We start from the raw sequence: 26968 nt of genomic DNA, 5'->3' as shown, positions 1-26968 counted from the left end.
GCATGACGACGTCAGATACGGCCGCGCATACGCAGCCTTTCCAGGCAGAAGTTTCCGAGCTGTTGCACCTCATGGTGCACTCCGTCTATTCCGAAACCGACATCTTCCTGCGCGAGCTCGTCTCCAACGCCTCGGATGCCTGCGACAAGCTGCGCTATGAGGCCATCGCCAATCCGGCGCTGCTCGGCGAGGGCGACGCGCTCAAGATCCGCATCATCCCGAACAAGACGGCCGGAACGCTGACGATCGCCGACAACGGCATCGGCATGGAGCGCCAGGAGCTGATCGACCATCTCGGCACCATCGCCCGCTCCGGAACCAAGGCGTTCGTGTCGAAGCTCAAGGAGGCCAAGGACGGCCTTGGCCTGATCGGCCAGTTCGGCGTCGGCTTCTATTCCGCCTTCATGGTCGCCGATAAGATCATGGTCATTAGCCGCCGCGCGGGCGAGAGCGATGTCTGGACCTGGACATCCTCGGGCGGCTCCGGCTTCGAGATCGCGCGGGCGAGTGACGAGGATGCGGCGCGCGTGACGCGCGGCACCGAGATCGTCCTGCACCTGAAGGACGACGCCAGGAAATACCTCGAGGCTTACGAGATCGAGCGCATCGTCGGCGCCTATTCCGACAACATCCTGTTTCCGATCGAGCTCGTCCCGGAAGAGGGCGAGCCGCGCCAGATCAATTCGGCGAGCGCGCTGTGGCAGCGCTCCAAATCCGAGCTGACTGCGGAGGACTACAAGAAGGCCTATCAGCAAATCGCATCCGCCTTCGACGATCCCGCAATGACACTGCACTATCGCGCGGAGGGCCGGTATTCCTACGCCGTGCTGCTGTTCGCGCCCTCGACCAAGCCGTTCGACCTGTTCGAGCCCTCGCGCAAGGGCCGCGTCAAGCTCTACGTCCGGCGCGTCTTCATCACCGATGATGCCGACCTCTTGCCGGGCTATCTGCGCTTCATCCGCGGCGTTGTCGACAGCGAGGATCTCCCGCTCAACATCTCGCGCGAGATGCTCCAGAACAATCCGCAGCTGGCGCAGATCCGGAAAGCGGTGGCGACGCGCGTCCTGTCCGAGCTCGAAAGCCTCGCGGAGAAGGATGCGGATAATTTTGCCAAGATCTGGGACGCTTTCGGCGCGGTGCTGAAGGAAGGCATCTACGAGGATTTCGAGCGCCGCGAGAAGCTGCTTGCGCTGTCGCGCTTCACCACGACGTCGGGCGAGAAGCGTTCGCTGAAGCAGGTCATCGCCGATTTCAAGCCGAACCAGACCGAGATCTACTATCTCGTCGGTGACAGCATTGAGCGGCTGAAGTCCAATCCGCGGCTCGAGGCCGCGACCGCGCGCGGCATCGAGGTGCTGCTGCTCTCCGATCCGGTCGATGCCTTCTGGACCTCGATGCCGACGGAGTTCGAGGGCAAGCCGCTGAAATCGCTGAGCCAGGGCGATCTCAATCTCGACCTGATCCCGCGCGTCGACGACAAAGACGAGGCGAAGACGGACGCGCCGGCCGCCGATGAAGCGGCCACCATCGCGGTGATCAAGGCCGCGCTAGGCGAGCGCGTCAGCGACGTCAAGGCCTCGACGCGCCTCACCAGCTCGGCCTCCTGCCTCGTCGCCGACAGCCAGGGTCCGAGCCGCGAGCTCGAGCGCATCCTGTCGCAGCAGAACCGCGGCATGCGCACCAAGCCGGTCCTCGAGATCAACCTGCGCCACCCGATGGTGGTTGCGATCACCAAGGCGCAAGCCGGCTCCAAGGTCGTCGACGATCTCAGCCTGCTGCTGCTCGAGCAGGCGCAGATTTTGGATGGCGAATTGCCGGAAGACCCGGCTGCGTTTGCGGCAAGGCTGAATCGGCTGGTGCTGCAGGGGCTGGGCTAGCGAACTTAGGTTGCGAGCGAACTTCGCGCTGCTTGCTCCGCTGCGCTCCCTCCCCCCTTGCGGGGGAGGGTGGGGAAGAGGGGTGGCCCAGGAAATGGTATTTGTCGTCGTCGCGAACTGCGCGGTCGCTCAACAGAGAAAGCGTGCCGTGTGGCACCCCCCCCCCTCCCTAACCCTCCCCGCAAGGGGGGAGGGAACGCATCTGGGGTCTCTCGGGCAGCTGTTGCTGAGGAGCGGCCGACTACTCCGCCGCATCCTTCCGCTCCTCGCTCGCGGCCTCCGCTTGCGGCTTCTTCTCCATCCAGCGCGTGAGCAGGTTGGAGAAGCGGTCGAGGTAGAGATAGACGACGGGGGTCGTGAACAGCGTCAGCGCCTGGCTCACCAGCAGGCCGCCGACCATGGCGTAGCCGAGCGGCTGGCGGATTTCGGCGCCAGTGCCGGTTCCGAGCATCAGGGGAACGCCGCCCAGCAGGGCCGCCATCGTCGTCATCATGATCGGACGGAAGCGCAGCAGCGCGGCCTGGCGGATCGATTGCTCCGGCGTCAGATGCTGCTCGCGCTCGGCGACGATAGCGAAGTCCACCATCATGATGCCGTTCTTCTTGACGATGCCGATCAGCAGAATGACGCCGATCAGGGCGATGAGGCTGAAATCGAAGCCGAAGATCATCAGGATCGCGATCGCGCCGACGCCGGCCGACGGCAGCGTGGATAGAATGGTCAGCGGGTGGATGTAGCTCTCGTAGAGCACGCCCAGCACCAGATAGACCACGACGAGTGCGGCGAGGATCAGCATCGGCACGGTGCCGAGCGATTGCTGGAACGCCTGCGCGGTGCCCTGGAAACTCATCGACAGGGTCGGCGGCGCGCCTATCCCGTCGACCGCGTGCAGCACGGCGTCGGTGGCCTGTCCCAGCGCCACGCCGTCGGCAAGGTTGAAGCTGATCGTCACCGCCGGAAACTGGCCCTGATGCGCGATCGCGAGCGGCCGCACCGGCTCGTCGGTCCAGCTGCACATCACCGAGAGCGGCACCTCTTCGCCGGACAGCGGCGACTTGATGTAGATCTTGTCGAGCGAGTCGAGCCTGCCCTGCAGAGCCGGCGTGATCTCGAGTATCACGTGGTAGCTGTTGGTCTGCGTGAAATATTGCGCCACCTGGCGCTGGCCGAAGGCATCATAAAGCGTGTCGTCGATCAGCTGCGGCTGGATGCCATAGCGTGAGGCGGTGTCGCGGTTGATCTTGAGCTGCAGTGTCGTGCCTTCGGTCTGCTGGTCGGTCGCGACGTCGCGGAGCTGCGGTAGCCCTTTCATGCTTTCCAGGATCTTTGGCGCCCACTCGTTCAGTTCGTCGAGATTGGCGTCCTGGAGCGTGAACTCGAACTGGGTGCGAGTGGCGCGGCCGCCGAGGCGGACGTCTTGCGAGGCCTGCATATAGAGGCGTGCGCCTTCGACCCTGGCGAGCTTCGGCCGCAGCCGCGCGATGATCTGTTGTGCATTGGCGTCGCGCTCCCCGATCGGCTTCAGCGTGACGTACATGCGCCCCGAGTTCAGCGCCGTGCCGCCCCCGCCGATGAACATCGCGATGGAATCGACGGCAGGATCGGCCTGCACGATGGCATTGAGTTCCTCCTGCCGCCGCTTCATTTCGGTGAAGGAGATGTCCTGGGGCATTTCGGACACCGCGGTGAGGAAGCCGTTGTCCTGCTGCGGGAAGAAGCCCTTGGGGATCAGGATGAACAGCAGTGCCGACAGCGCGACGGTGCCGAAGAAGATGAGAAGCGTGACGAAGCTGTGCCGCAACGCGAGGTCCAGCCCGCGCTCATAGGCGCCGAGCAGGCGCACGAACATCCGCTCGCTCCACTGGTAGAAGCGGCTGCGCCGGGCCTCGTCGTCGGAGCGCAGGAAGCGTGAGGCCATCATCGGCGTCAGGGTCAGCGACACCACGAGCGAGACGAAGATCGCCATCGACAGCGTCACGGCGAACTCGCGGAACAGCCGGCCGATGATGCCGCCCATCAGCAGCAGCGGGATCAGCACGGCGACCAGCGAGACGCTGATGGAGACGATGGTGAAGCCGATCTCGGCCGCGCCCTTGTAGGCGGCGGTGACCGGGCTCTCCCCCCGCTCGACATAGCGCGTGATGTTCTCCAGCATCACGATCGCGTCGTCGACCACGAATCCGACCGCGATGGTCAGCGCCATCAGCGAGAGATTGTCCAGCGAGTAGCCGAACACCCACATCAGCGAGCAGGCTCCGAGCAGCGCCAGCGGTACAGTGATGCTCGGGATGATCGTCGCCCAGAAGCTGCGCAGGAAGACGAAGATGACCATCACCACCAGCGCGATGGTGATCATGAGCGTGATCTGCACGTCATCGACGGCGGCGCGGATGGTGATGGTGCGGTCGCTGATGATCTTGATCTTGACCGCGGGCGGGATCGCCGCGATCAGCCGTGGCAGTTTCTCCTTGATACGGTCGACCGTCTCGATGACGTTGGCGCCGGGCTGCTTGAAAATGACCAGGAACACGCCGCGCTTGCCGTCGGCCCAGGCCGCGGTCTTCATGTCCTCCGGCCCGGACACGGCCTCGCCGATGTCGCGAATCCGCAAGGGCGCGCCGCTGCGATAGGCGACGATGATGTCCTTCCAGTGCGAGGCCTCAAGCAGCTGGTCGTTGGCGTAGATGGTGTAGGCGCGCCGCGTACCGTCGATGTTGCCTTTCGGGCTGTCCGTGGTGGCGTTCGCGATCTGGCTGCGCACGTCCTCCAGCGACAATCCCTTGGCGACGAGCTTGGCCGGATCGACCTGGATGCGCACCGAGGGCTTCTGCTGCCCGCCGACGAACACCTGTGCCACGCCGGGAAGCTGGCTGATCTGCTGCGCGAGCTGGGCGTCGGTGAGGTCGCTGACGGTGGTGAGCGGCAGCGTGTCGGAGGTCGCCGACAGGATCATGATCGGTGAGTCCGCCGGGTTGACCTTCCGATAGGTCGGCGGCGAGGGCAGGTTCTTCGGCAACTGGCCGCTCGCCGCGTTGATCGCAGCCTGCACGTCATTGGCGGCGGCATCGATCAGGCGGTTGAGATCGAACTGGATGGTGATCGATGTCGAGCCGAGCGAGCTCGTTGAAGTCATCTGCGTGATGCCGGGGATCTGCGCAAGCTGGCGCTCGAGCGGCTGTGCCACGGAGGAGGCCATGGTTTCGGGGCTGCCGCCCGGAAGCGATGCGGAGACCTGGATGGTCGGAAAGTCGACCTGGGGCAGCGGCGCAACCGGCAGCAGAGGGTAGGCCACAAGGCCTACGAATAGTATGCCCGCCATCAGCAGCGAGGTGCCGATCGGATAGCGGATGAACGGAGACGAGAAGCTCTCTTGCATGCCGTGAGACCACAGGCGGGCCAGTGCATCTTCTCCCCGCGCACGACGGAGCCGCGCTCGAGAGCGCGAATGTGCGTTTCCTTTAGCCCATGTGTTTGTTCATTGCCCTGGATCGCCGTCGGTCCGGGGCCGGCGTTATGATCGAAAGACTAGTCCGTTCGCCCAGGCCTGCGAACGGATTCCTGCGCCGGGTTCTTGCGACCTTTGTCGAAGGAAACCGGCAGCGAGATATGCGTTCAGTGCAGGCCGAAAACGGAGCGCTTTCCCGGTTTCGGATCGTTTCGGCGCCGTGTCTCATCTGTTTCGGCGTGTGTCACAAGCGGGAGAGGTATGATCAGGAATGATCGCTTCTTCCGCGCTGTTGTGCCATATCGAAATAGCATAACGCATGCAGTTGCCACCGATTCGAGGAAATGTCCGATGCGCCTGCCTCTCCTGACCCTTACCGCGATTGCCACGCTGTTCGTGGCGGCAGACGCCAGCGCCCAGACCTATGATCCGCGCTACCCGGTCTGCATGAAAGTCTATTCGCTGGGTGGCCGCGGCGGTGGCGGCGAGTTTTATGACTGCTCCTTTACTTCGCTGCCGCAGTGCCAAGCCACGGCTTCGGGCCGCGCCGCGAGCTGCGATCTCAATCCCTACTATGCCTTTAACGAACCGCCGCCGCCTCCGCCTCGCCGTCACAAGAAAGTGCATTAGCGACCTGCGGCCGGCGCGCAGGAACATCCCTCATGCGTATCCTATTCGGGCTGATCATCACTGTCGGTGCGCTACTGGCGGCCGCGCCGACGCGGGCCCAGACCTTCGATCCGAGCTACCCGGTCTGCATGCACGTCTATTCCGGCGCAAACGGGGGCGGCGGTGAGTGGTACGATTGTTCCTTCACCTCGCTGCCGCAGTGCCGCGCGACGGCTTCCGGCCGTCCCGCCACCTGCGATCTCAATCCCTATTATCCCGTCCGCGAACCGACGCCGCGCCGTCGCTACAGGCGCGGCGGCTAAGCGCCGCGCGCCGTCACCGCTCCCCAGGCCACCAGTCCGAGCGCGGATCGTTCGCGGAGATCTTGGTCCTGCGAAGCGCGATCAGATGGCTGCGCTTGTAGGGGCGCCCCGTCCGTTCCGAGCACTGCCGGCAGCGCATGGCGCGTTCGAGTTCGTGGATTGGCGTCGACTTCCTGCGCCTGACGATGTCGAGCGCCACTGTCTGATGCGTCTCGCAGCCCAGACACTTCACTTCGAGATAGCAATAGCCGGCATTCAGCGCGTCTCCCAGCACCGGCGACGGCTGCGCAGGGCCGCGGAACCCGAGCATCCGCTTGTTCCAGGCCTCGCAGGCGAGACGATCAGCGTCCTTCCGCGCTTCGGCCGCGCGCTCCGCCGCCGCGCGGACGGATGCACCATAGATTCGCTCGCGGGATTTGGTCGTCATGGCGCGGCAAAATGCGCGTGCACGTGACGCGAACGCAAGCCGCTAGGAATGGTGGGTGTGGACAGGCAGGACGCAAGCTGCGTTCCCGCCGCTACTCCTTCCGGATCCCCGACAGCTCCACCACCTTGCGCCAGCGGTCGGTCTCCGCCGTCAGCATGCCGCCGAACTCATTGGCGTTGCCGTGCAGCGGGATTGCGCCGAGCTCGGCGATGCGCGCCCTGATCTCGGCGTCGGACAGCGCGGCGTCGATCTCGCGATTGAGCAGCTCGACGATCTCGCGCGGCGTGTCGTGCGGCGCGCCCACGCCGTAGAACGATGAGGTTTCGTAGCCGGGAAGCGTGTCCGCGATCGGCGGCACGTCCGGCAGGGTCGCGGAGCGCTCGCGCGTGGTGACGCCGAGCGCGCGCAGCTTGCCGGCGCGCACCAGCTCGAAGGACGAGGTGACGTTGTCGAACATGCCCTGGATCTGGCCGCTCATCACGTCGGTCAGGCCCGGCGCCGAACCGCGATAGGCCACATGGGTGAATCGCACGCCGGCGAGAGCCTTGAACAATTCGCCGGAGAGATGCAGCGAGGTGCCGATGCCTGAGGAGGCAATCGACAACTTGCCGGGATTGGCCTTCGCATAGGCAACGAAGTCGGCGATGGTCTTCACGGGCAGGTCGTTGTTGACGACCAGCACCAGCGGGATCCGTGCGACACCTGCGACCGGCGCGATGTCCTTGGCGAAATCGTAAGGCAGCGCCGGATCGAACGAGGCATTGATCGCGTTCGCGGTCGAGGTCAGCAGCAGCGTGTAGCCGTCGGGCGCGGACGTGATGACCGCCTGTGTCCCGATATTGCTGCCGGCGCCGGGCTTGTTCTCGACGACGAAGCTCTGGCCGAGCCTGTCGGACAGGCGCTGGCAGAGCAGCCGCGACAGCACGTCGGTGGCGCCGCCCGGTGCATAAGGCACCACCCATTTCACGCTGCGCGACGGATAGGACGGATTGCCGAGCGCGAAAGCACGCGACGCGGCGAGCGCGGCTGCCGAACAGGTGGCCGATTGGAGGAGAAATCTTCTGGTGATCATAAGAGCCTCCAGTTCGCCTCGCCAAGCGTGCGGGGAAGGGGGGCACGTGCAGCGTGCCAAAATGACTGGCTTTGCTATCGCAAGAATTGCGCCGCAGCGCACGCCGATCCCGTCGGCTTGGTAAAGGATGACTGGAGTTAATCGTCGGCTAACCGGGTTTTACCTTGTCTCTTAACACCTGGGCAGGGCTCGCGGGTCTAATTTGCCGGAAGCAGAGACCGCCCGAAAGATGAACGATATGACCACCGGCGTCATCACGCAGCCGAAGGCCGCGCGCGCACCCTCGACCTCGAAAATCTGGCTGAAGGCCATCGAACTCACCGCGCGGATCGAGACGCTGCCGGGTCGCCTGTTCGCCGACGTCATCGACGACTGGGCGCAGCGCCAGCCCGATCGCGTCGCGCTGGTCGCCGACGATGCAGCCCTCAATTACGAAGGCCTGTCCAAGCGCATCAACCGCTACGCGCGTTGGGCGCGCGCGGTCGGCGTGGACAGGGGCGACACCGTCGCCCTGATCATGCCGAACGGTATCGACTATGTCGCCGCCTGGCTTGGCATCAGCCGGGTCGGCGGCGTGGTGGCGCTGATCAACACCAAGCTCGTCGGGCAATCGCTCGCGCACTGCATCGACGTCGCAAAGCCCTCGCACATCATCGTCGCGCATGAGCTGACGGAGATGCTGGACGGCGCATCGCCTTACCTGAAGACGAGCCCAACGATCTGGGTCCATGGCGATGCCCGCAGGGAACGCGCGATCGACGTCGCGCTCGCCGCACTCGCCGACGGCCCGCTCGCGCCGGATGAGCATGGCAACGTCAGCATCGACGACCGTGCGCTGCTGATCTACACGTCCGGCACCACGGGCCTGCCGAAGGCTGCCAGCATCGGCCACCGCCGCATCCTCAATTGGGGTTTCTGGTTCGCAGGCCTCACCGGCGCGACGCCGGAGGATCGCCTCTATGACTGCCTGCCGCTGTTCCACTCGGTCGGCGGCATTGTCGCGCCGTGCAGCATGCTGGCTGCCGGCGGCTCGGCGGTGATCGCGGAGAAATTCTCGGCCTCGAACTTCTGGCCCGACATCGTTCGGCACGACTGCACGCTGTTCCAGTATATCGGCGAGCTCTGCCGCTATCTGCTCAAGGCGCCGCCGTCGGAATATGAGAACCGCCATCGCCTGCGGCTCGTCTGCGGCAACGGCCTGCGCGGCGACATCTGGGAGGATTTCCAGGCGCGTTTCGCGATCCCCCGCATCCTCGAATTCTATGCGGCGACGGAAGGCAATTTCTCGCTATTCAACGTCGAGGGGCAGGCGGGCGCGATTGGCCGCATCCCGCCGCTGCTCGCGCATCGTTTTCCCGCAAGTCTCGTCAAGCTCGATCCCGGCACAGGCGCGCCGCTGCGCAATGAAGAGGGTTTTTGCATCGCCTGCGCTCGCGGTGAGGCCGGCGAAGCCATCGGCCGCATCGGCACTGCGGACGAGGGCGGTGGCCGCTTCGAGGGCTATACCGATGCCGGCGAGACCGAGAAGAAGATCCTGCGCGACGTCTTCGCCAAGGGCGATGCCTGGTTCCGCACCGGCGATCTGATGCGGCTCGACGACAAGGCATTCTTCCATTTCGTCGATCGCATCGGCGACACCTTCCGTTGGAAGGGCGAGAACGTCGCGACGTCGGAGGTGAATGATGCGGTGCGCGATTTCACCGGCGTGATCGATGCCACCACCTACGGCGTCAGCATCCCCGGCGCTGATGGCCGCGCAGGCATGAGCGCGATCGTCGTGAACGAGGGTTTTGACATCGCCGCTCTGCCCGCGCATCTTGCGCAGCGCCTGCCGGTCTACGCGCGTCCGGTCTTCATCCGCATTTCTTGCGAGATCGACGCGACCGAGACGTTCAAGCAAAAGAAGGGCGACCTTGCGCGCGAAGGCTTCGATCCCGGCGCGATCTCCGATCCGCTGCTTATGCTCGACCCGAAGTCCGACGCCTATGTCGCGCTCGATTCCGAAGTGTACGCGCAGATCGTCGACGGCACGATGCGGCTTTAACCGCGCGAAAATGCAGAGATAGGTCCAATTTTATCTGAATTGTCCAAGAAGCCATTTACTTCTGTCGGGTAAACAACACGGGCCATGGGGAGGCGGTCATCAAGAGCCGCCGCAATACGAACAATCGATAACAAGAAGCGAGCCAGCCATGTCGGTAAAGTCTAAGGTTATTGAAGCGATCAGGCAGATCGCCAAAGAGCAGCACGTCACGCTTCCCGAACTCTCGGACGATCTGTCCCTGCACGAGACGGGCTTCGACTCGCTCGCCTTCGCGATTCTGGTCGCGCGCCTCGAAGACGAGACCGGCGTTGACCCCTTCACCATTTCCGAGGACGCAGCGTTCCCCGCCACCGTGGGCGATTTCGTGCGGGCCTACGAAAATGTCCCCGCGTGAGATCTTTGCGCTCCGCGACCATCTCGGCGCGGAGCTGACGGGCCGCACGCTGTCCGATGCGCACCATGTCGTGTCGCTAACGGATATCCTCTCGCAGACGGTGCTGGGCGGCCGCCTGCGCGAATTGTCCGGCCGCGCGGTCCTGCTGAAATTGTCCGATCAGCTTCGGTCCGGCCTTGTCATGATCGAGCTCGACGGCATCGTCCGTCGCATGCTGTTGTGTCCGCCGGATATCAATCCGGCGCATCTCGACGCGTTGATCGCGGATGCCGGGATCGATGCGGTCGTCACCGACGAGCCCGATCGCTGGGCCGATACCGGCATCGCGCTGGTCGTCACCGCGCAATTGCCGCTCAAGGCCACCGCGCCGGCCAGGACCGAGCGCCCCACCGAATGGCTGATGCTCACTTCGGGCACCTCAGGGGTACCGAAAATCGTCGGCCATACGCTGGAAGCGCTCACAGGCGCTATCGTCGCCGAAGGTCCTGCGAAGGGACCCGCGCCGGTATGGGCGACATTCTACGACATCCGCCGCTATGGCGGCTTGCAGATTTTCCTCCGCGCCGTTCTCTCCGGCGGCTCGATGGTATTGTCGGACCCGCACGAGGCGCTCGCCGGTCACGTCGCACGGCTGAACGCGCGCGCGGTTTCCCACATCTCCGGCACTCCCTCGCACTGGCGCAAACTGCTGATGAGCGGCTCGGCCGCGCAGTTCTCGCCGCGCTATGTCCGCCTCTCCGGCGAGATCGCCGACCAGGCGGTGCTCGACGGCCTGAAGGCGGCATTCCCGAACTCTTCCGTCGGGCACGCCTACGCCTCGACCGAGGCCGGCGTCGGCTTCGCGGTCAATGACGGGCTCGAAGGCTTCCCGGCCGACTATCTCGGCAACCGCAATGGCGTCGAGATGAAGGTCGTCGACGGCTCGCTGCGCATCCGCTCGACGCGCACGGCGCACGCCTACATTGGCAGCAATGCCGCCGCACTCACCGATGATGACGGGTTTGTCGACAGCGGAGACATCGTCGAATTGCGCGGCGACCGTTACTATTTCGTGGGCCGCCGCGGCGGCATCATCAATATCGGCGGGCTGAAGGTTCATCCTGAAGAGATCGAGGCGGTGATCAACCGCCATCCCGACGTGCGGATGTCGCGGGCCAAATCGCGCCGCAGCCCGATCACCGGCGGCATCGTCGTTGCCGACGTGATCCTCGCCGACGGTACCGATCCGGCGCGGGCGAAGGAGATCCGCGGCCAGATCCTGGATCAGTGCCGCGCGCAGCTCGCCTCGCACAAGGTGCCGGCGGTGATCCGCTTCGTCGAGGCGCTCGACGTCACTCCGGCCGGCAAACTGGCGCGCACCGATGCATAATGTCCTCGTCACCGGCGGCAGCCGCGGCATCGGCCTTGCGATCGGCATGCGCCTCGTTGGCGCCGGCTACAACGTGATCGCGGCGGCGCGGCGCCAGAGCGATGAGCTCAAGGCTGCTATCGCTGAGTCAGACGGCCGCCTGCATTTCCGTGCCTGCGACCTCGCGGTGATCGATGCGATTCCCGCCTTCGCCAAGCTCGTTCGCGATGAGTTCGGCACGATCTACGGTCTCGTCAACAATGCCGGCCTCGGTACTGAAGGCCTGCTCGCGACCATGCACAATTCCGAGATCGAGGCGCTGGTGCAGCTCAACGTGCTGTCGCCGATCATCCTCACCAAATACGTCGCGCGGCAGATGATGGCCGATGGCGCCGGCCGCATCATCAACATCTCCTCGATCATCGCCACCACCGGCTATAACGGTCTGTCGGTCTATGGCGCGACCAAGGCCGCCGCGACGGGCTTCACCCGTTCGCTCGCGCGCGAGGTTGGCAAGCTCGGCATCACCGTGAACGCGATCGCGCCGGGCTTCATCGATACCGAGCTCACGCACAATCTCTCCGACGAGGGTCGCAAGCGCATCACCAGCCGCAGCGCGCTGCGTCGCCTGCCGGAGACGGACGATGTCGCGCGCATGGTGGAGTATCTCTTGGGGGAGGGCGGCCGCAACGTGACCGGCACCGTGTTCACGGTCGACGCGGGCAACACGGCGTAAGCGGAACTCTGCAGCCACACAATTGCGTTGATCTGGCCCAATGACATTCAGCCGGATTTGGTCGTAAGATGCCCCGCAATCGATTGGGTTACGTCAATCGATCTGCCCTAATCGACAGGGTGCAGTCCATGACCACGCCAGACATGACCGCCTCAAGCCCAGGTCGTACCGAGCAATCGCGCGCGGAGCCGGGCGACATTCACTGCCCGCCGATGGCGCATCAGAATTCCGGTGGCCACGGCTACCAGATGTATCCGCAGCAATTCGTTCGGCTGGTCGGCTGTCACGACGCGTCTCTGGATGCCCTGCGCAAGCGTCAGGATGAGAAGCTGCACTAGAGCCAATTCTGTACCGATCGGAACGGGGCTCCAGATACTTGTTTTGACGCGTTCTCTTTACGCGAACCGGTCGACTTTGCTCGAGAACGCTCTCGGCGCGTTCACGACCGCTGCTTCGGCAGGTCAATCCGTTCGTGTGAGAATTCCGGCGGCCCCTCCGTGAGGCGGCGGATGCGGCGCTCGCGTTCGTCGGCCGGCAAGGCGGGATCGAGCAGCGCCTTGATCTCGTGCACCGCCAGCTCCTCGATCCTGCCGGCGTCCGAGGCGATCGGGTGCGCTGACGGGAGTACCGGAGGCGCGATCCTGAGGGCCAGCTCGACCAGCTTGCAGATCGCGTCCGAGCGCGACAGGTGATGGGCTTCGGCCCAAGCATCGACGGCCGCGGTCAGCCCTTCCGGCATCTTGACCGCGCTGACCGGATCGCGCTTCTTGCGCCGTCGTACCGGAGCGGTGGAGTCCTTGTTGCCGAAGTCGGACACTTCGATCATCCCGCGTAACCCCTGAGTTAACCCGATCATAGTCGCTCTTCCGTCCTTGCCATTTGATGCCGATCAATAACTGGCTGCGGCATTGCCGCGCGGCCTCATCTTGTTGTCCGGGCCGGTTTCGGCCAATGATTGAAAGGGCGCGCCGGCTGGTGAACCCGGATCGATCCTGCCACGTATCTCGAACGCGCGTTCCAACCATCCGGCATCATCCGATGACATCAGGCGAATCTTTTTACGGCGACATTCCGGTCTTCCGCGGCTTCGCCAGCCTGATGGATCCCGTGCTCTATTCGCCGCTCCCGGACGACTGGAGCATCGGCGTCGCCGACATAGTCGATTCCACCAAGGCAATCGCGGCGCAGCGCTACAAGGCGGTCAACATGGCCGGTGCCGCCGTGATCGCGTCCGTGACCAATGCGCTGGAGGGGCGGGAATTCCCTTTCGTGTTCGGCGGTGATGGCGCGAGCTTTGCGGTCGCGCCTCACGATGTCGAGGCCGCCCGCGAGGCCCTTGCCGCGACCGCGACCTGGGTACGGGAAGATCTCGATCTGAAGATGCGCGTTGCGCTGGTGCCGGTGAACGCCATCCGCGCGCAGGGTCCTGACGTGCGCGTCGCGCGCTTCGGTCCGTCGGCCAATCTATCCTATGCGATGTTCTCCGGCGGCGGGCTCGCCTGGGCTGACGCCGCGATGAAGCGCGGCGAGTTTGCGGTCGCGGAAGCGCCCGCCGGCACGCAACCCGATCTCTCCGGCCTATCCTGCCGCTTCGAGGTGATTCCGGCTTCGCGCGGACTGATCCTGTCGGTGCTGGTGATGCCGGCGCGCGGCGCCGACCCGTTGGCCTTTCGCAAGGTGATCGAGGACATCATCCAACTCGTCGAGCGCAGCCCGGATGGCGCCCGTCCGGTGCCACCGCAGGGACCGCCGCTGAAATGGCCGCCGCAGGGGCTGGACTATGAGGCTCGCACCAGGCGCGGTGGTTCGCTGTTCACGCGACGTGCCAGTGTGCTGGCCTACACGCTGTTCGTCTATCTGATCATGCGTTTCGACCTGAAGGTCGGCGGTTTCGCGCCGAAACTCTACAAGCGCCAGCTGGTCGAGAATTCCGACTTCCGAAAGTACGACGATGGCCTGCGCATGATCCTCGACTGCACGCCCGAGCTCGAGCGCGCCCTCAGCGATCGTCTCGTATCGGCTGCGCGCGACGGCATCGTGCGCTACGGGCTTCATCGGCAGGATGCCGCGATGATGACCTGCTTCACGCCGTCGGCGCTGCGCAGCGACCACGTGCACTTCATCGACGGTGCGCGGGGCGGCTACGCCTCGGCCGCAACGGCGCTGAAGGCGATGATGGCGTAGCGCCGCTCTCGTGCCCCGGACGCAGCGCAGCATGAAATGATGCGCTGCTGAGCCGGGGCCCATAATTGTGTGGGGCCCGGCTCTTCGAAGCAGCGCTTCGCGCCGCATCGCGTCCGGGACACGATAGCCCGCTAGTGCCCCGCGCGCGTCCAGGTCTCGCCGCCGCAGAGCGCGCCGACGCAGCCTTCGACCCGCAGCGAGTCTGCGCCGCTCACGGTGACGCTGCTCGCATAGGTGCTGCCATCATCGGCATTGTAGATCTGGCCCGACCATTTGCTTGGACCGGACGGCTGCATCGCGCTGAACAACGGCAAGCCAATCATCGGACGCCTGGCGAGCGCGGGATTGGGATTTTTGCTGTCGGTGGCCGGCTGGCCGGTCGCAGTGTCGTACGGTTCGCGCAGCCAGACGATGACGCCGCAGATGCCGCCGCCGCATTTGCTGATCTTCACGCGCGCGTCGCCGGCCTGGGTGAGCCAGGTGCCGCTGGCATCGGCGCTCTGTGCATGCGCGGCAGTCGCGCCAGACAGCGCAGCCAGGACGACGGAGAGGATGGCGAATCGGTTGAACATGGAGAGGGCCCCGAAAATGGAGGCGTCTCCATAGCAGCCCGGCAGGATAGTGCAACGCTGGATGGAATCACATTCCTGCGCTCATTTGCCCCAACGGACGAAGGGCGACCGAGGCTGCCGTCGAGAGCCCGAACACGACCATTGCGCCGCCGACGAGCGCGAACAAGGTCCATGCCGGCGCCTGCGCCATGACGAGGCTGATACCCCCGATGGCGACGATCAGAAGCCGAGCCGTGGAGGCCAGCACCGGTCCGCCGACGCGGGCCGCGCCTTGCGAGGAGAAGTACAGCGATACGCCGATGCCGAAGAACACGAAGGCCGGGCCGGCCCAGTGGAAGTAGCTGTGCGCCGCGGCGGTGACGCCGGGGTCCCGGGTGAAGAGCGAGACCCACAGCGACGGATCGAGCGCGACAACGAGGCCGATCAGGCCGACCGTGAGGCCGGATGCTGCGGCAGCCGTCCAGGCGCCGCGCCGCGCGCGCTTTAATTGTCCCGCGCCGATCGCCATGCCGACCATCGGCACCGAGGCGATGCCGAAGGCGAAGGTGATCGGGATCAGCAAGAATTCCAGCCGCGAGCCGATGCCATAGCCGGCCAGCATCTCGGTCCCGAAGGTTGAGAGGATCTTGGTGAAGATCAGAATGGTGAGCACGGTCTGGAGCGGCGACAGGCAGGCCACCGCGCCGACCTTGAGGATGTCGAAGAACATCGCGCGCTCGAAATGGAATGCGCGCAAATTCAGCGGCAGCCGGCTGCGGCCCGACAGGAGATACCAGAGGAAGAAGATCGCGGCGCTGGTGAACGCGATCAACTGGCCGGCGGCAACGCCGGGCATGCCGAATTGCGGCACGCCCAACAGGCCGAGCCCGAGCGTGCCGCCAAGCGCGACCTGCACCAGGCTCGCCCCGATCAGCGTCATCGACGGCAGGCGCATGTCGCCGGTGCCGCGGATCACCGAGGCCAGCGTGTTGACGAGCCAGATCGCGATGGCGCCGGAGAACAGCACCTGTGAATAGCCGCAGGCCTCCTCGAGCACGCGGTCGCGCCCGCCGAGCAGCGTGAAGAATGCGCGGCCGAAGACGAGCATCATCACCATGAAGAACAGCCCGCCGCAGAGGCCGATGATGGCGGCATGCAGCGCCAGCATCGCGGCGCGGTCACGTTTCCCCGCGCCCAGCGCCCGGCTGATCGCCGAGGAGACGCCGCCACCCATCGCGCCCGCGCTCATCATCTGCGTCAGCATCGCGAACGGAAACACCAGCGCGATCGCGGCGAGCGGAATGGTGCCGAGCCGGCCGATATAGGATGTCTCGGCGATCGCAACCAGCGTGCTGCCGACCATCGCGATCATGTTGGGGATCGCCAGACGCAGCAGCATCGGCAGGATCGGCGCGGTCAGCAGGCTGGCGATGGGAGAGGCGACCGGGGCACGCGGCGGCGCGGCGTCTATGGGGGCGTCGATCGTCATGTCTCACCGGGTAGAAAATTGGATGATGACCGACATATTACAGGGCGGACGACGCCAGCACCAGCCCTCTGGTCACGCAGGCCTCACCAGGGCAGGCCGCATAGGTCTATCGTGCCCAGCGTCGGCGCGCGGACGATGTCGAAGACGTAGGGCGCCATGTAGTCGAAGCGAATCCGCCCCTCCGGCTGCTCGCAATAGACCTCGCCCGTAAATGGTTGCCATTTGCGGGCCTCGTAGAACGCGAAGTTGTGCGGTTCGCAGAACAGGATCGCGAAGCGGACTGCCTCATTGGCCCGCATGGTGTGCACCGCCGCGTCGATCGCCATGGTTGCGTAACCGCGGCAACGGCGGTCCTCGCGCGTGCAGACGCCGCCAATGCCGCCGACATGCACCTTGCGGCCGTTCCAGCTGATGGTGCGGAAGTAGATGCCGACATGGCAGACGAGGCCGTCCTCGGGCGTCTCGATCAGCACGCGAAGATCGGCATTGGCCCACTTAACATGGCCCCAGGGCTGCTTCTCGACCATCGCCGGTCCCCAGACCGACTGATGCAGCGGCTTTGCGATCGACCATGAGGCGTCGCCGTTCAAAATGTCGATCTCGACGCTCATGGCTCTCTCTTTCGCATTTCGGCCGCGTGGTGCATTCGTTCTGTCATAAGCGGTTCAAAGGCAATGATATTTTGCGACGAACGATCAAGCCGGTGTGAATGTCGGCTTGCCTGCGGCAAAGTTGTGCATCCAAGCCATGCCTCGCATCAGGCGTTTTCGCAAATTGACGGTATTTAACATCGCAGGAACCTTCTATAAGAGTCCCCGTTAAGCCAGTTCCCCACCCAGTTGCGGACAAGAACCCATGACCTTTACGCTGCCCCCTCTCCCTTACGCCTATGACGCCCTCGGCCAGTTCATGTCAAAGGAGACGCTGGAATTCCACCACGACAAGCATCATCAGGCCTACGTCACCAACGGCAACAACGCGCTCAAGGGCACCGAATGGGAAGGCAAGTCCCTTGAGGAGATCGTCAAGGGCTCGTTCGGCAAGAACCCCGCGGTGTTCAACAATGCCGGCCAGCACTACAACCACATCCACTTCTGGAGCTGGATGAAGCCGAACGGCGGCGGCACCAAGCTGCCCGGCAAGCTCGAGAAGAAGATCAACGAGGACCTCGGCGGCTTCGAGAAGTTCAAGACCGACTTCCAGGCGGCCGGCGTCGGCCAGTTCGGCTCCGGCTGGTGCTGGCTCCAGGTCAAGAACGGCAAGCTCGAAATCTCCAAGACCCCGAATGGCGAGAATCCGCTGGTGCACGGTGCCACGCCGATCCTCGGCTGCGACGTCTGGGAGCACTCCTACTACATCGACTATCGCAACCGCCGTCCGGACTATCTCAAGGCGTTCGTCGAGAACCTCGTGAACTGGGAATACGTCGAGTCCCTGTTCGAGAAGGCGTAGCATCTGGAGTCATTCCGGGGCGCGCGAAGCGCGAGCTATGATGCGCAATTGCGCATCTGAGAATCCATTTCTCCGCACGGGCTGACGCCCGATGGATTCCGGGCTCGGCACTGGCGCGCCGCCCCGGAATGACAGAATAGAAAAAGGCGGCCGCATGCGCGGCCGCCTTTTTGCTGTGCGGAATTCGCAGCTTCCCCGCATGGCCCTGCGCGAGGCGCGCATCACTTCCATCATCGTACTGTTTGCATCGCGTGGGCGGCGCCCTTAATCAGGAGGGGCATCACCCTCGAGCCGACCAAGCCCGTTGTTAGACTCTTCCCCGAAACCGCCGGCGCCTGCCGAGGACGCCGAATCCGAGCCGCGGCCGGGGCGTGCGCGAAAGCCGATTGGCTGGTCGACGATCATCATCGCGGCTCTTGTGGCGGTGAGCGCTGCGCTGGTCTGGCGGCGCGACGGCACTGACGGTGTCCTGGAGATTCTAACCCACGATCTCTCGCTGTTCGGCGGCATCCTGCCGCGCGTGCTGGCGGGCTGCCTGCTCGGGGCGTTCATCTCGGAAATCCTGCCGCACGAAAAAGTCTCGCGCTCGCTCGGACCGAAATCCGGCCTAATGGGCCTTTTGATCGGCACCGCCTTCGGTGCGATCCTGCCCGGTGGCCCCTTCACCGCCTATCCGGTGGCGAGCGCGCTGCTCGCGGTCGGCGCCGATTTCGGCGCCACCATCGCCATGGTCGTGAGCTGGACGCTGATCGGTTACGGCCGCGCGGTCGCCTGGGAAATCCCGATCATGGGCACCGACTTCACGCTGTGGCGCATTCTGATCTCGCTGCCACTGCCGGTGCTCGCTGGCGCGCTCGGCCGCTTCGTCTATGTCCGGGTCTATCCGAAGCGCGCAAGCGACGAGGGGGCGGCGTGAGCGCGGCACTCCTCATCGATATTCTGTTGTGGGGTTCGGTATTCGGCGTCGGCCTGATCGCCTTCCGCCGCGGTCCCCCCCGTGTTCAAGGCCTCGCTGCGCGAAGGCTCGATGGACTTCATCAACATCGTGCCGCGCATTGCGCTGGGCGTGATCGGCTCCGGCTACATCGCTGCCATCATCCCGCAGGAGGTGATCACCGGCTGGCTCGGTCCGGACAGCGGCTGGCTCGGGGTCGCGACTGCCGTGTTCGCGGGCGCCGCCACCCCCCGGCGGCCCGGTGATCGGCTTTTCCATCGGCACCGTGGCGCTGAAATCGGGTGGCGGGGTGCCGCAGGTGGTCGCCTATGTCGTCGCCTGGGCCCTGTTCGCGTTCCAGCGGGTGATTTTGTGGGAAATTCCGTTCATGCCGGCCCGTTTCGTCTGGTTCCGCTGTGCGGTGTCGGTGCCGTTCCCGTTCGTGGCGGCAGCCATCGCGATGGTGATCGGCAAGCCCTGAGCCGGGCGTGGACACGGGTAATGTTATAATATAACGTCCTTGGAATGGTTCCCGCCGCGTCCCACGCCCATCATCACGACCATGCTCATGGCCATTCCCATGGCCACGGGCATTCGCACGGGCACGACCACACCCACGCCCATGTCCACGATGCGGCCTCTCCGCATCCGGCCCAGGACGCGCCCTGGTCGATCTTGCGCATGACCCTGGCAGGCCGTCTTTCGGCCGCGGCCGCCGTCTGCGCCGTGCTCTGGGGCATCGTTTGGCTGGCGATGAGGTGACCATGGCAGCGCTGCACTTTCATAACGTCACGCTCGGCTACGACCGCCATCCGGCCGTGCATCATCTCAACGGCGAGGTCGTGCCTGGCGCGCTGGTCGCCGTGATCGGCCCGAACGGTGCTGGCAAGTCGACGCTGCTGCGCGGCATCGTCGGAATCCTCAAGCCGCTCGACGGCAGCATTCATCTTGGCGGGCTCGATAGCAGGGACATCGCCTATCTGCCGCAGAGCGCGGAGATCGACCGCAGCTTCCCGATCTCGGTGTTCGACTTCGTCGGCACCGGACTGTGGCGCGGGACCGGCCTGTTCGGTGGCATCGGCAAGGCTGCGCGCGAAAAGATCCTCCGCGCGATCGCGGCCGTTGGCCTCAATGGCTTCGAGAATCGTCCGATCGGCACACTCTCCGGTGGGCAGATGCAGCGCGTGCTGTTCGCGCGCGTGCTGCTCCAGGACGCGCGCCTGATCGTGCTCGACGAACCCTTCAACGCGATCGACAGCAAGACAACGGTCGACCTGCTCGCGCTGGTGAAACACTGGCACGGCGAGGGCCGCACCGTGCTCGCCGCGCTGCACGACATGGAGATGGTGCGCACGCACTTCAGCGAGACGCTGGTGCTGGCGCGCGGCCCCGTGGCGTGGGGACCGACGGCAGAGGTGCTGACGCCGGAAAACCTGATGGTGGCGATGCGGATGTGCGAGGCCTTCGATGACAGTGCCACGGCCTGCGCCGAGGATGGACGCTCACAGGCAGCGTGACGTCCCATGATCCATGACGTTCTGATCGGCCCGTTCACCGAATTCGAGTTCATGCGGCGTGCGCTCGCAGCGGTCGTCGCGTTGTCGCTCGCAGGCGCGCCGATCGGCGTATTCCTGATGCTGCGGCGGATGAGCCTCGTCGGCGATGCCATGGCCCATGCGATCCTGCCGGGCGCGGCGGTCGGCTTCCTGCTCTCCGGCCTCAATCTGTTTGCGATGACGGCCGGCGGGCTGATCGCCGGCTTTGCGGTTGCGATCCTCGCCGGCGTGGTCGCGCGCTCGACCGGGTTGAAGGAGGACGCTTCGCTTGCGACCTTCTATCTGGCGTCGCTGGCGCTGGGTGTGACCATCGTCTCGCTCAAGGGCACCAATATCGACCTGTTGCACGTGCTGTTCGGCAACATTCTCGCGATGGACGATCAGACGCTGCTGATGGTGGCTTTCAACGCCACGATCACGCTCGTGGTGCTCGCGGTGATCTACCGCCCGCTGGTGATCGAGAGTGTCGATCCACTATTTTTGCGCACCGTGAGCCGGGCCGGCGGACCTGCGCATCTCGCTTTCCTCGCGCTCGTCGTCATCAACCTCGTCAACGGCTTCCAGGCGCTCGGCACCTTGCTGGCGGTCGGCCTGATGATCCTGCCTGCCGGCATTGCGCGGTTCTGGTCACGCGATCTCACAGCCATGATCTGCATCGCCGTGATCGCCGCCGCCGTCTCGGGCTACGCCGGCCTCGCGCTGTCGTTCCAGACCCGGGTGCCCTCGGGCCCTGCGATCATCCTGGTGGCGACGGTGTTCTACGTCGTCTCCGTCCTGTTCGGCCGTGTCGGCGGCGTCGTCAGGCAGATGTTTCCCGGTCGGCATCTGGAAGCGTGAGGGCCATGCGCTTCCTTCTGCTCCTTGCCTCGCTGATGATCGTCTCGCCGCTGCACGCGGCTGAACGGCTCAACGTCGTCGCGAGCTTCTCGATCCTTGCCGATTTCGTCCGCAACGTTGGCGGCGACCGTATCAATCTGACGACGCTGGTAGGGGCGGACAGCGACGTGCACGTCTATACGCCCGCGCCGGGCGATGCGAAGCGGATCGCGGAGGCGAAACTCGTCATCGTCAACGGGCTTGGGCTGGAGGGCTGGCTGCCGCGGCTCGTGCAGTCCTCCGGAGCCAAGGCGCAGGTGGTTACCGCGAGCGCCGGCATCGCGCCCCTGAAGCTCGGTTCGGCCGCCGATCCCCATGCCTGGCAGTCCGTCCCCAACGCTAGGATCTACGTGACCGACATCGCCGATGCGCTGGCCACGGCTGATCCGGAGAATGCGGATGTCTTCCGCGCGCAGGCAAAGGCCTATCTGGAAAAGCTCGAAACGCTCGACCGCGAGGTCCGCGAGGCCGTGGCCAAAATCCCGCCGGAGCGTCGCAAGGTGATCTCCACGCACGACGCCTTCGGCTATTTCGCCGCCGAATACGGTATCCAGTTCATCGCGCCCCTGGGGGTCTCCACGGAAACCGAGCCCAGTGCGCGGGACATCGCGGCCATCATCGGTCAGATCAAGGCCCAGAAAATCCCGGCTGTCTTCCTGGAGAATATCAGCGACGACCGGCTGATCCGGCGGATCGCGGCCGAGACCGGCGCAAAGGTCGGCGGGACCCTGATTTCGGACGGTTTAACGGGCGAAAAGGGGCATGCACCCACTTACATTGACATGGTCAGGCACAATATAAAGGCCCTGACCAGCGCGCTTGACCATTAGGGCAGGGGGCCACCCCGCCTCGCGTCGCGCCGAAAAAGCCCGACCTCGGAGTTGTTATGTCTGAAGCGACCTCCCAAAAAATTCCTGTGACCGTTCTGACCGGCTATCTCGGTGCCGGCAAGACCACGCTTTTGAACCGCATCCTGTCGGAAAACCACGGCAAGAAATACGCCGTCATCGTCAACGAATTCGGCGAGATCGGCATCGACAACGACCTCATCATCGGCGCCGATGAGGAAGTGTTTGAGATGAACAACGGCTGCATCTGCTGCACCGTGCGCGGCGACCTCGTTCGCATCATGGACGGGTTGATGAAGCGCAAGGGCAAGTTCGATGCCATCATCGTCGAGACCACGGGCCTTGCCGATCCGGCGCCCGTCGCCCAGACCTTCTTCGTCGACGAGGACGTGCAGAAGAACGCCCGGCTCGATGCGGTCGTCACGGTCGCCGACGCCAAATGGCTGTCCGACCGGCTCAAGGACGCGCCCGAGGCCAAGAACCAGATTGCCTTTGCCGACGTGATCGTGCTGAACAAGACCGATCTCGTCACCAAGCCCGAGCTCGCCGAGGTCGAGGCCCGCATCCGCGGCATCAATCCCTATGCGAAGCTCCACCGCACCGAGCGCTGCTCGGTGGCGCTGGCCGATGTGCTCGACCGCGGCGCGTTCGACCTCGACCGCATCCTCGACATCGAGCCGGATTTCCTGGAGGCCGACGATCATGACCACGACCATGATCATCACCACCACGACGGCCACGATCATCACCACCATGATCACGGCCATGGCCTGAAGCACTATCACGACGAGGACATGCAGTCGCTGGCGCTCAAGACCGACAAGCCGCTCGATCCGAACGTATTCATGCCCTGGCTCCAGAACCTGGTGCAGGTGGAGGGCGGCAAGATCCTGCGCTCCAAGGGCATCCTCGCCTTCCATGATGACGACGACCGCTACGTCTTCCAGGGCGTGCACATGATGCTGGAGGGCAACCACCAGCGGAAGTGGAAGGAGGGCGAGCCGCGCGAGAGCCGCCTCATCTTCATTGGCCGCGAATTGCCGGAAGAGGTCATTCGCAAGGGTTTTGAGAGCTGCATCGTCTCGTGATGAAAGAGTTTACGCCGGCCCCCGAGTCCGCCTCGATCGTTTCCGTTACCGACCGCGTCAAGCCGGTCGCGCTCGGAATGGGCGTGACGTCGGTGCATTTTCTCGCCGACCGCGCCGCCTTCGTCGGCGGTGAGGAGAACGTCGCGCTGGTCGACGCCAAGGGCGAGTTCACCACGGTCGCCGTTCACAGCGGCGCCATTCTTTCGACCGCCTCCGACGGCAAGCGCCTGGTGGTGGGCGGCGACGACGGCAAGGTCGTGTCGCTCGATGCCAAGGGCGAGGTGACGCTGCTCGCCACCGACCCGAAGCGGCGCTGGATCGACGCGGTGGCGCTGCATCCGGACGGCGCTTTCGCCTGGTCGGCCGGCAAGACGGCTTCCGTCAAGAGCGGCAAGAACGAGGAGAAATCGATCGACGTGCCCTCGACGGTCGGCGGGCTTGCGTTTGCGCCGAAGGGCCTGCGTCTCGCGATCGCGCATTACAACGGCGCGACGCTGTGGTTTCCGAACATGGCCGCGACAGCCGAATTCCTGCCCTGGGCCGGCTCGCATCTCGGTGTCACCTTCAGCCCCGACAACAAGTTTCTGGTCACCTCGATGCACGAGGCGGCTCTGCACGGCTGGCGCCTTGCGGATAACCGCCACATGCGCATGACCGGCTATCCCGGCCGTGTCCGCTCGATGTCCTGGAGCGCGGGCGGCAAGGCGCTGGCGACCTCGGGCGCCGACACGGTGATCCTGTGGCCGTTCGCGAGCAAGGACGGCCCGATGGGCAAGGAGCCCGCGATGCTCGCTCCGCTGCAGGCGCGCGTGTCGGTCGTCGCCTGTCACCCGAAGAACGACATCCTCGCCGCCGGCTACAGCGACGGCACCGTGCTGATGGTGCGATTGGAGGACGGCGCCGAGATCCTGGTTCGCCGCAACGGCACGCCGCCGGTGTCTGCGCTGGCCTGGAACGCCAAGGGCACGCTGCTTGCGTTCGCCGATGAAAATGGGGACGGCGGCCTGCTGGAGCTTTAATCTGTCATCGTTCTGACCGTAGATGGGCACATGCGGTTTCTGACGACCTTCCAGATTGCCGATTTCATCGACACGCTGATCAGCTTGTTCACGGCCTTTGTGCTGGGCACGCTGATCGGCGCCGAGCGGCAGTATCGGCAGCGTACCGCGGGCCTGCGTACCAATGTGCTGGTCGCGGTCGGCGCCGCCGCCTTCGTCGATCTCGCCATGCATCTGACGGGTGCGGACGGTGCGGTCCGGGTGATCGCCTATGTCGTCTCCGGCATCGGCTTCCTCGGCGCCGGCGTCATCATGAAGCAGGGCATGGACGTGCGCGGGCTCAATACCGCGGCGACGTTGTGGGCCTCTGCCGCCGTCGGCTCCTGCGCCGGTGCCGACCTGGTTGCCCAGGCCGCGGTGCTGACCGTGTTCATCATCGCCGGCAACACGATGCTGCGGCCTCTGGTCAATGCCATCAACCGTATTCCGCTGAATTTAAAGGCGCTGGAGGCGACCTATTACTTCAAGCTCGCGGTCGCGACCGACGCCTTGCCTGACATGCGCGACCGCCTCGTCGACAAGCTCGAGGCCGCGAATTATCCGGTCGCCGATGTCGACGTGGTCGAGATCGGCGACGATATCCTGGAGATCGTCGCAAAACTGGTGGCGACTGCGGTCGACCCGAACGAGCTGAACACGGTGGCGACCGACCTGCAGCATCAACCGGGCGTGCGCCACGCCACCTGGGAAGTCAGTACTACGGAGTAAGCGGGCGTTTGGGCGCGCAGGCGTCCGGTTCCCGCTTCACCGGGCTCGGAACCGCACTCGGGTAAATTCGTTGATCCCGCGGACAAGTGCGGTGATCGACATGAGTAATCATGACAAGCGCAGACTGAAACTGGACCTGATGATCGCCTTCTCGCTGTTCGCAGCAGGCGTCGTGGTAACAGCCCTGTCGCTGGAGCGGATCCGTGCCGAAAGCCAGATGGAGCTGGCGCAGGCAACGAAACCGCTTCAGGGCACACCGTCCGACGATCACAGCAAGGCCCCCGCGGAAGCCAAGCCCGGCGGTGATCGGCCGACGACGCCTGCCCCCGAACCCGCGCGCCCCGAGCCGCAGACGCAAGGCGCCGCGAAGTCGGTGTTACCGCCGGCTCCGGCCGAGAAGGTCGCGCCGCCGATCAAGGAGAAATAGCGCCGCGCCCGCAGTCACACACTCGGTGTCATCACCCGCGAAAGCGGGTGATCCAGTATTCCAGAGGCGGTGATGGGATGCGGATGAGCCGCGGCGTACTGGATGCCCCGGTCAAGCCGGGGCATGACGGTCGTGTGCGGAGCCGACATTCCGGGCTCGGCGCTTGCGCGCCGCCCCGGAATGACAGGCGGAGAGGCGTCACCTCAGCGCACCAGAACGTTCCGGAACTGCCACGGATCACTCGTATCGATATCTTCCGGAAACAGTCCCGGACGATCCGTCAGCGGCGTCCAGTCGGTGTAGAAGCCCTTCACCGGGCCGAGATACGGCATCTGGATTTCCAGTAGACGATCGAAATCCATCTCGTCGGCTTCGACGATGCCCTTGTTCGGGTTTTCCAGTGCCCAAACCATTCCGGCGAGCACGGCGGAGGTCACCTGCAGGCCGGTGGCGTTCTGATAGGGCGCGAGTTTGCGGGTCTCTTCGATGGAGAGTTGCGAGCCGTACCAGTAGGCATTGTTGTCATGGCCGTACAGCAGCACGCCGAGTTCGTCGATGCCATCGACGATTTCGTTCTCGTCGAGGATGTGGTGCTTCTCCTGCATCTTCGCTGCGCGGCCGAACATTTCATGCAGCGACAGCACGGCATCGTCAGCCGGATGATAGGCATAGTGGCAGGTCGGCCGATAGATCGCCGTGCCCGATGCGTCACGCACCGTGAAGTAATCGGAGATCGAGATCGACTCGTTGTGGGTGACGAGAAAGCCATACTGCGCGCCGCGGGTCGGGCACCAGGTGCGCACGCGTGTGTTGGCGCCGGGCTGCATCAGATAGATGGCGGCGCCGCAACCAGCTTCGTGGGTATGCGCATTCTCCGGCATCCATTTTTCATGGGTGCCCCAACCGAGTTCGGACGGCTGCACGCCTTCCGACAGGAAACCTTCCACCGACCAGGTGTTGACGAAGACGTCCGGCTCTTTCGGCGACTTGGAGCGCTGGGTGTCGCGTTCGGCGATGTGGATGCCCTTGACGCCAGCCTGCCGCATCAAGTCCGCCCATTCGGCTTTGATCTTCGGCTTGGGGGCATTGAGCTTCAGATCAGCGGCGACATTGAGTAGCGCCTGCTTGACGAAAAAGGAGACCATGCCGGGATTGGCGCCACAGCAGGAGACGGCCGTCGTCGAGCCCGCGGGGCGCGCCTTCTTGGCGGCCAGCGTCACTTCGCGAAGGGCGTAGTTGGAACGCGCTTCCGGGCCCTTCGAAGAATCGAAATAGAAGCCGAGCCAGGGCTCGTTGACGGTGTCGATATAGAGAGCGCCAAGTTCGTTGCAGAGCTCCATGATGTCGGTAGAGCCGGTATCGACCGAGAGATTGACGCAAAAACCTTGGCCGCCACCTTCAGTGAGCAGCGGGGTCAGCAATTCGCGATAATTGTCCTTGGTCACGCCCTTCTGGATGAAGCGCACATTGTGCTTCTCKCGCAATGTGCCCTGCGGCCCTCGTCCTTGGGATCGATCACGGT

26 protein-coding genes and 2 pseudogenes are annotated in these 26968 nt (G+C 64.7%); 20 read left to right on the top strand and 8 right to left on the bottom strand.

The genetic code is table 11. The features are described 5' to 3' along the window. Positions 1 to 2: 2 nt before the first annotated feature. Entirely contained in the window at positions 3 to 1877 is a 1875-nt protein-coding gene (gene htpG, locus AC629_RS29920; protein WP_084808445.1) for a molecular chaperone HtpG, read from the top strand. Positions 1878 to 2118: 241 nt separating this feature from the next. Here the strand turns inward: htpG and AC629_RS29915 are convergent, their stop codons facing one another. After that, complete coding sequence (locus AC629_RS29915; protein WP_084808444.1) at positions 2119 to 5253, bottom strand: multidrug efflux RND transporter permease subunit; 3135 nt, start codon at positions 5251 to 5253, stop codon at positions 2119 to 2121. 420 nt (positions 5254 to 5673) lie between these two features. On the opposite strand from AC629_RS29915, the gene AC629_RS29910 reads away from it, so the two are divergent. Both AC629_RS29910 and AC629_RS29905 read left to right on the top strand, forming a co-directional pair. Next, the gene (locus AC629_RS29910; RefSeq protein WP_084808443.1) at positions 5674 to 5952 is read left to right on the top strand and encodes a DUF3551 domain-containing protein; all 279 of its coding nucleotides are present in this window, start codon (positions 5674 to 5676) and stop codon (positions 5950 to 5952) included. A 32-nt stretch (positions 5953 to 5984) separates the two neighbouring features. After that, the gene (locus AC629_RS29905) at positions 5985 to 6254 is read left to right on the top strand and encodes a DUF3551 domain-containing protein (RefSeq protein WP_084808442.1); all 270 of its coding nucleotides are present in this window, start codon (positions 5985 to 5987) and stop codon (positions 6252 to 6254) included. Between the two features lie 13 nt (positions 6255 to 6267). Here AC629_RS29905 and AC629_RS29900 read toward each other — a convergent pair whose 3' ends face one another. Then, positions 6268 to 6681, bottom strand: a complete 414-nt coding sequence (locus AC629_RS29900; RefSeq protein ID WP_084808441.1) for a hypothetical protein — start codon at positions 6679 to 6681, stop codon at positions 6268 to 6270. 91 nt (positions 6682 to 6772) lie between these two features. Beyond that, entirely contained in the window at positions 6773 to 7753 is a 981-nt protein-coding gene (locus AC629_RS29895; RefSeq protein ID WP_084808440.1) for a Bug family tripartite tricarboxylate transporter substrate binding protein, read from the bottom strand. 229 nt (positions 7754 to 7982) lie between these two features. Between AC629_RS29895 and AC629_RS29890 the strand changes: the two genes are divergently transcribed. The 5 genes from AC629_RS29890 (at position 7983) to AC629_RS29870 (ending at position 12613) form a co-directional block, all read left to right on the top strand. After that, on the top strand, positions 7983 to 9797 hold the full coding sequence (locus AC629_RS29890; RefSeq protein WP_084808439.1) for a long-chain-acyl-CoA synthetase: 1815 nt from the start codon (positions 7983 to 7985) through the stop codon (positions 9795 to 9797). A 148-nt stretch (positions 9798 to 9945) separates the two neighbouring features. Then, a complete protein-coding gene (locus AC629_RS29885) occupies positions 9946 to 10191 on the top strand; it encodes an acyl carrier protein (RefSeq protein WP_074121533.1) in 246 nt (81 codons plus the stop codon). Next, complete coding sequence (locus AC629_RS29880; RefSeq protein WP_084808438.1) at positions 10178 to 11560, top strand: class I adenylate-forming enzyme family protein; 1383 nt, start codon at positions 10178 to 10180, stop codon at positions 11558 to 11560. The genes AC629_RS29885 and AC629_RS29880 overlap by 14 nt, the downstream gene beginning before the upstream one ends. Beyond that, positions 11553 to 12275, top strand: coding sequence for an SDR family NAD(P)-dependent oxidoreductase (locus tag AC629_RS29875; RefSeq protein WP_084808437.1), 723 nt, complete (start codon positions 11553 to 11555; stop codon positions 12273 to 12275). The genes AC629_RS29880 and AC629_RS29875 overlap by 8 nt, the downstream gene beginning before the upstream one ends. 128 nt (positions 12276 to 12403) lie before the next feature. Continuing rightward, positions 12404 to 12613 (top strand): hypothetical protein, encoded by a 210-nt coding sequence (locus AC629_RS29870; protein ID WP_143199547.1) that lies wholly within the window; start codon positions 12404 to 12406, stop codon positions 12611 to 12613. A gap of 101 nt (positions 12614 to 12714) precedes the next feature. Here AC629_RS29870 and AC629_RS29865 read toward each other — a convergent pair whose 3' ends face one another. Further along, positions 12715 to 13101, bottom strand: coding sequence for a hypothetical protein (locus AC629_RS29865; protein ID WP_084808436.1), 387 nt, complete (start codon positions 13099 to 13101; stop codon positions 12715 to 12717). Between the two features lie 212 nt (positions 13102 to 13313). Between AC629_RS29865 and AC629_RS29860 the strand changes: the two genes are divergently transcribed. Then, complete coding sequence (locus AC629_RS29860) at positions 13314 to 14459, top strand: DUF3095 domain-containing protein (protein WP_084808435.1); 1146 nt, start codon at positions 13314 to 13316, stop codon at positions 14457 to 14459. A 131-nt stretch (positions 14460 to 14590) separates the two neighbouring features. On the opposite strand, the gene AC629_RS29855 is transcribed toward AC629_RS29860, so the two are convergent. The 3 genes from AC629_RS29855 to AC629_RS29845 form a co-directional block, all read right to left on the bottom strand. Beyond that, positions 14591 to 15031, bottom strand: a complete 441-nt coding sequence (locus AC629_RS29855; RefSeq protein WP_084808434.1) for a DUF2147 domain-containing protein — start codon at positions 15029 to 15031, stop codon at positions 14591 to 14593. 67 nt (positions 15032 to 15098) lie between these two features. Beyond that, on the bottom strand, positions 15099 to 16499 hold the full coding sequence (locus AC629_RS29850; RefSeq protein WP_084808433.1) for an MATE family efflux transporter: 1401 nt from the start codon (positions 16497 to 16499) through the stop codon (positions 15099 to 15101). 83 nt (positions 16500 to 16582) lie between these two features. After that, a complete protein-coding gene (locus AC629_RS29845; protein ID WP_084808432.1) occupies positions 16583 to 17110 on the bottom strand; it encodes a GNAT family N-acetyltransferase in 528 nt (175 codons plus the stop codon). 244 nt (positions 17111 to 17354) lie between these two features. Between AC629_RS29845 and AC629_RS29840 the strand changes: the two genes are divergently transcribed. From AC629_RS29840 to AC629_RS29790, 11 genes and pseudogenes are all read left to right on the top strand, one after another. Continuing rightward, the gene (locus tag AC629_RS29840) at positions 17355 to 17951 is read left to right on the top strand and encodes a superoxide dismutase (protein WP_084808431.1); all 597 of its coding nucleotides are present in this window, start codon (positions 17355 to 17357) and stop codon (positions 17949 to 17951) included. 304 nt (positions 17952 to 18255) lie between these two features. Next, positions 18256 to 18867 (top strand): permease, encoded by a 612-nt coding sequence (locus tag AC629_RS29835; RefSeq protein WP_084808430.1) that lies wholly within the window; start codon positions 18256 to 18258, stop codon positions 18865 to 18867. Next, positions 18864 to 19366 (top strand): annotated as a pseudogene (locus AC629_RS50270) (hypothetical protein). The gene AC629_RS29835 and the pseudogene AC629_RS50270 overlap by 4 nt, the downstream one beginning before the upstream one ends. A gap of 44 nt (positions 19367 to 19410) precedes the next feature. Further along, positions 19411 to 19647, top strand: a complete 237-nt coding sequence (locus tag AC629_RS49085; protein WP_084808429.1) for a hypothetical protein — start codon at positions 19411 to 19413, stop codon at positions 19645 to 19647. Positions 19648 to 19649: 2 nt separating this feature from the next. Continuing rightward, a complete protein-coding gene (locus AC629_RS29820) occupies positions 19650 to 20402 on the top strand; it encodes a metal ABC transporter ATP-binding protein (RefSeq protein WP_084808428.1) in 753 nt (250 codons plus the stop codon). Between the two features lie 6 nt (positions 20403 to 20408). After that, positions 20409 to 21278, top strand: coding sequence for a metal ABC transporter permease (locus AC629_RS29815; protein ID WP_084808427.1), 870 nt, complete (start codon positions 20409 to 20411; stop codon positions 21276 to 21278). Positions 21279 to 21283: 5 nt separating this feature from the next. Continuing rightward, positions 21284 to 22147 carry a metal ABC transporter substrate-binding protein gene (locus AC629_RS29810; RefSeq protein ID WP_084808426.1) on the top strand — a complete coding sequence of 288 codons (864 nt, stop codon included), beginning with the start codon at positions 21284 to 21286 and terminating at the stop codon, positions 22145 to 22147. 56 nt (positions 22148 to 22203) lie between these two features. Further along, positions 22204 to 23253, top strand: a complete 1050-nt coding sequence (locus tag AC629_RS29805) for a CobW family GTP-binding protein (protein ID WP_084808425.1) — start codon at positions 22204 to 22206, stop codon at positions 23251 to 23253. Next, a complete protein-coding gene (locus AC629_RS29800) occupies positions 23253 to 24272 on the top strand; it encodes a WD40 repeat domain-containing protein (protein ID WP_084808424.1) in 1020 nt (339 codons plus the stop codon). The genes AC629_RS29805 and AC629_RS29800 overlap by 1 nt, the downstream gene beginning before the upstream one ends. A gap of 30 nt (positions 24273 to 24302) precedes the next feature. Then, positions 24303 to 25019 carry an MgtC/SapB family protein gene (locus AC629_RS29795; RefSeq protein ID WP_084808423.1) on the top strand — a complete coding sequence of 239 codons (717 nt, stop codon included), beginning with the start codon at positions 24303 to 24305 and terminating at the stop codon, positions 25017 to 25019. A 100-nt stretch (positions 25020 to 25119) separates the two neighbouring features. Further along, complete coding sequence (locus AC629_RS29790; protein ID WP_084808468.1) at positions 25120 to 25446, top strand: hypothetical protein; 327 nt, start codon at positions 25120 to 25122, stop codon at positions 25444 to 25446. A 203-nt stretch (positions 25447 to 25649) separates the two neighbouring features. Here the strand turns inward: AC629_RS29790 and AC629_RS29785 are convergent. Continuing rightward, positions 25650 to 26968 (bottom strand): annotated as a pseudogene (locus AC629_RS29785) (homospermidine synthase); the annotation flags it as partial.

It is taken from the genome of Bradyrhizobium sp. NAS80.1 (genome assembly GCF_001908205.1).
In the GTDB taxonomy this organism is placed as follows: domain Bacteria; phylum Pseudomonadota; class Alphaproteobacteria; order Rhizobiales; family Xanthobacteraceae; genus Bradyrhizobium.
The sequence above is the reverse complement of the archived record's forward strand: the minus strand, read 5'-3'. Positions and strand labels throughout refer to the sequence as shown.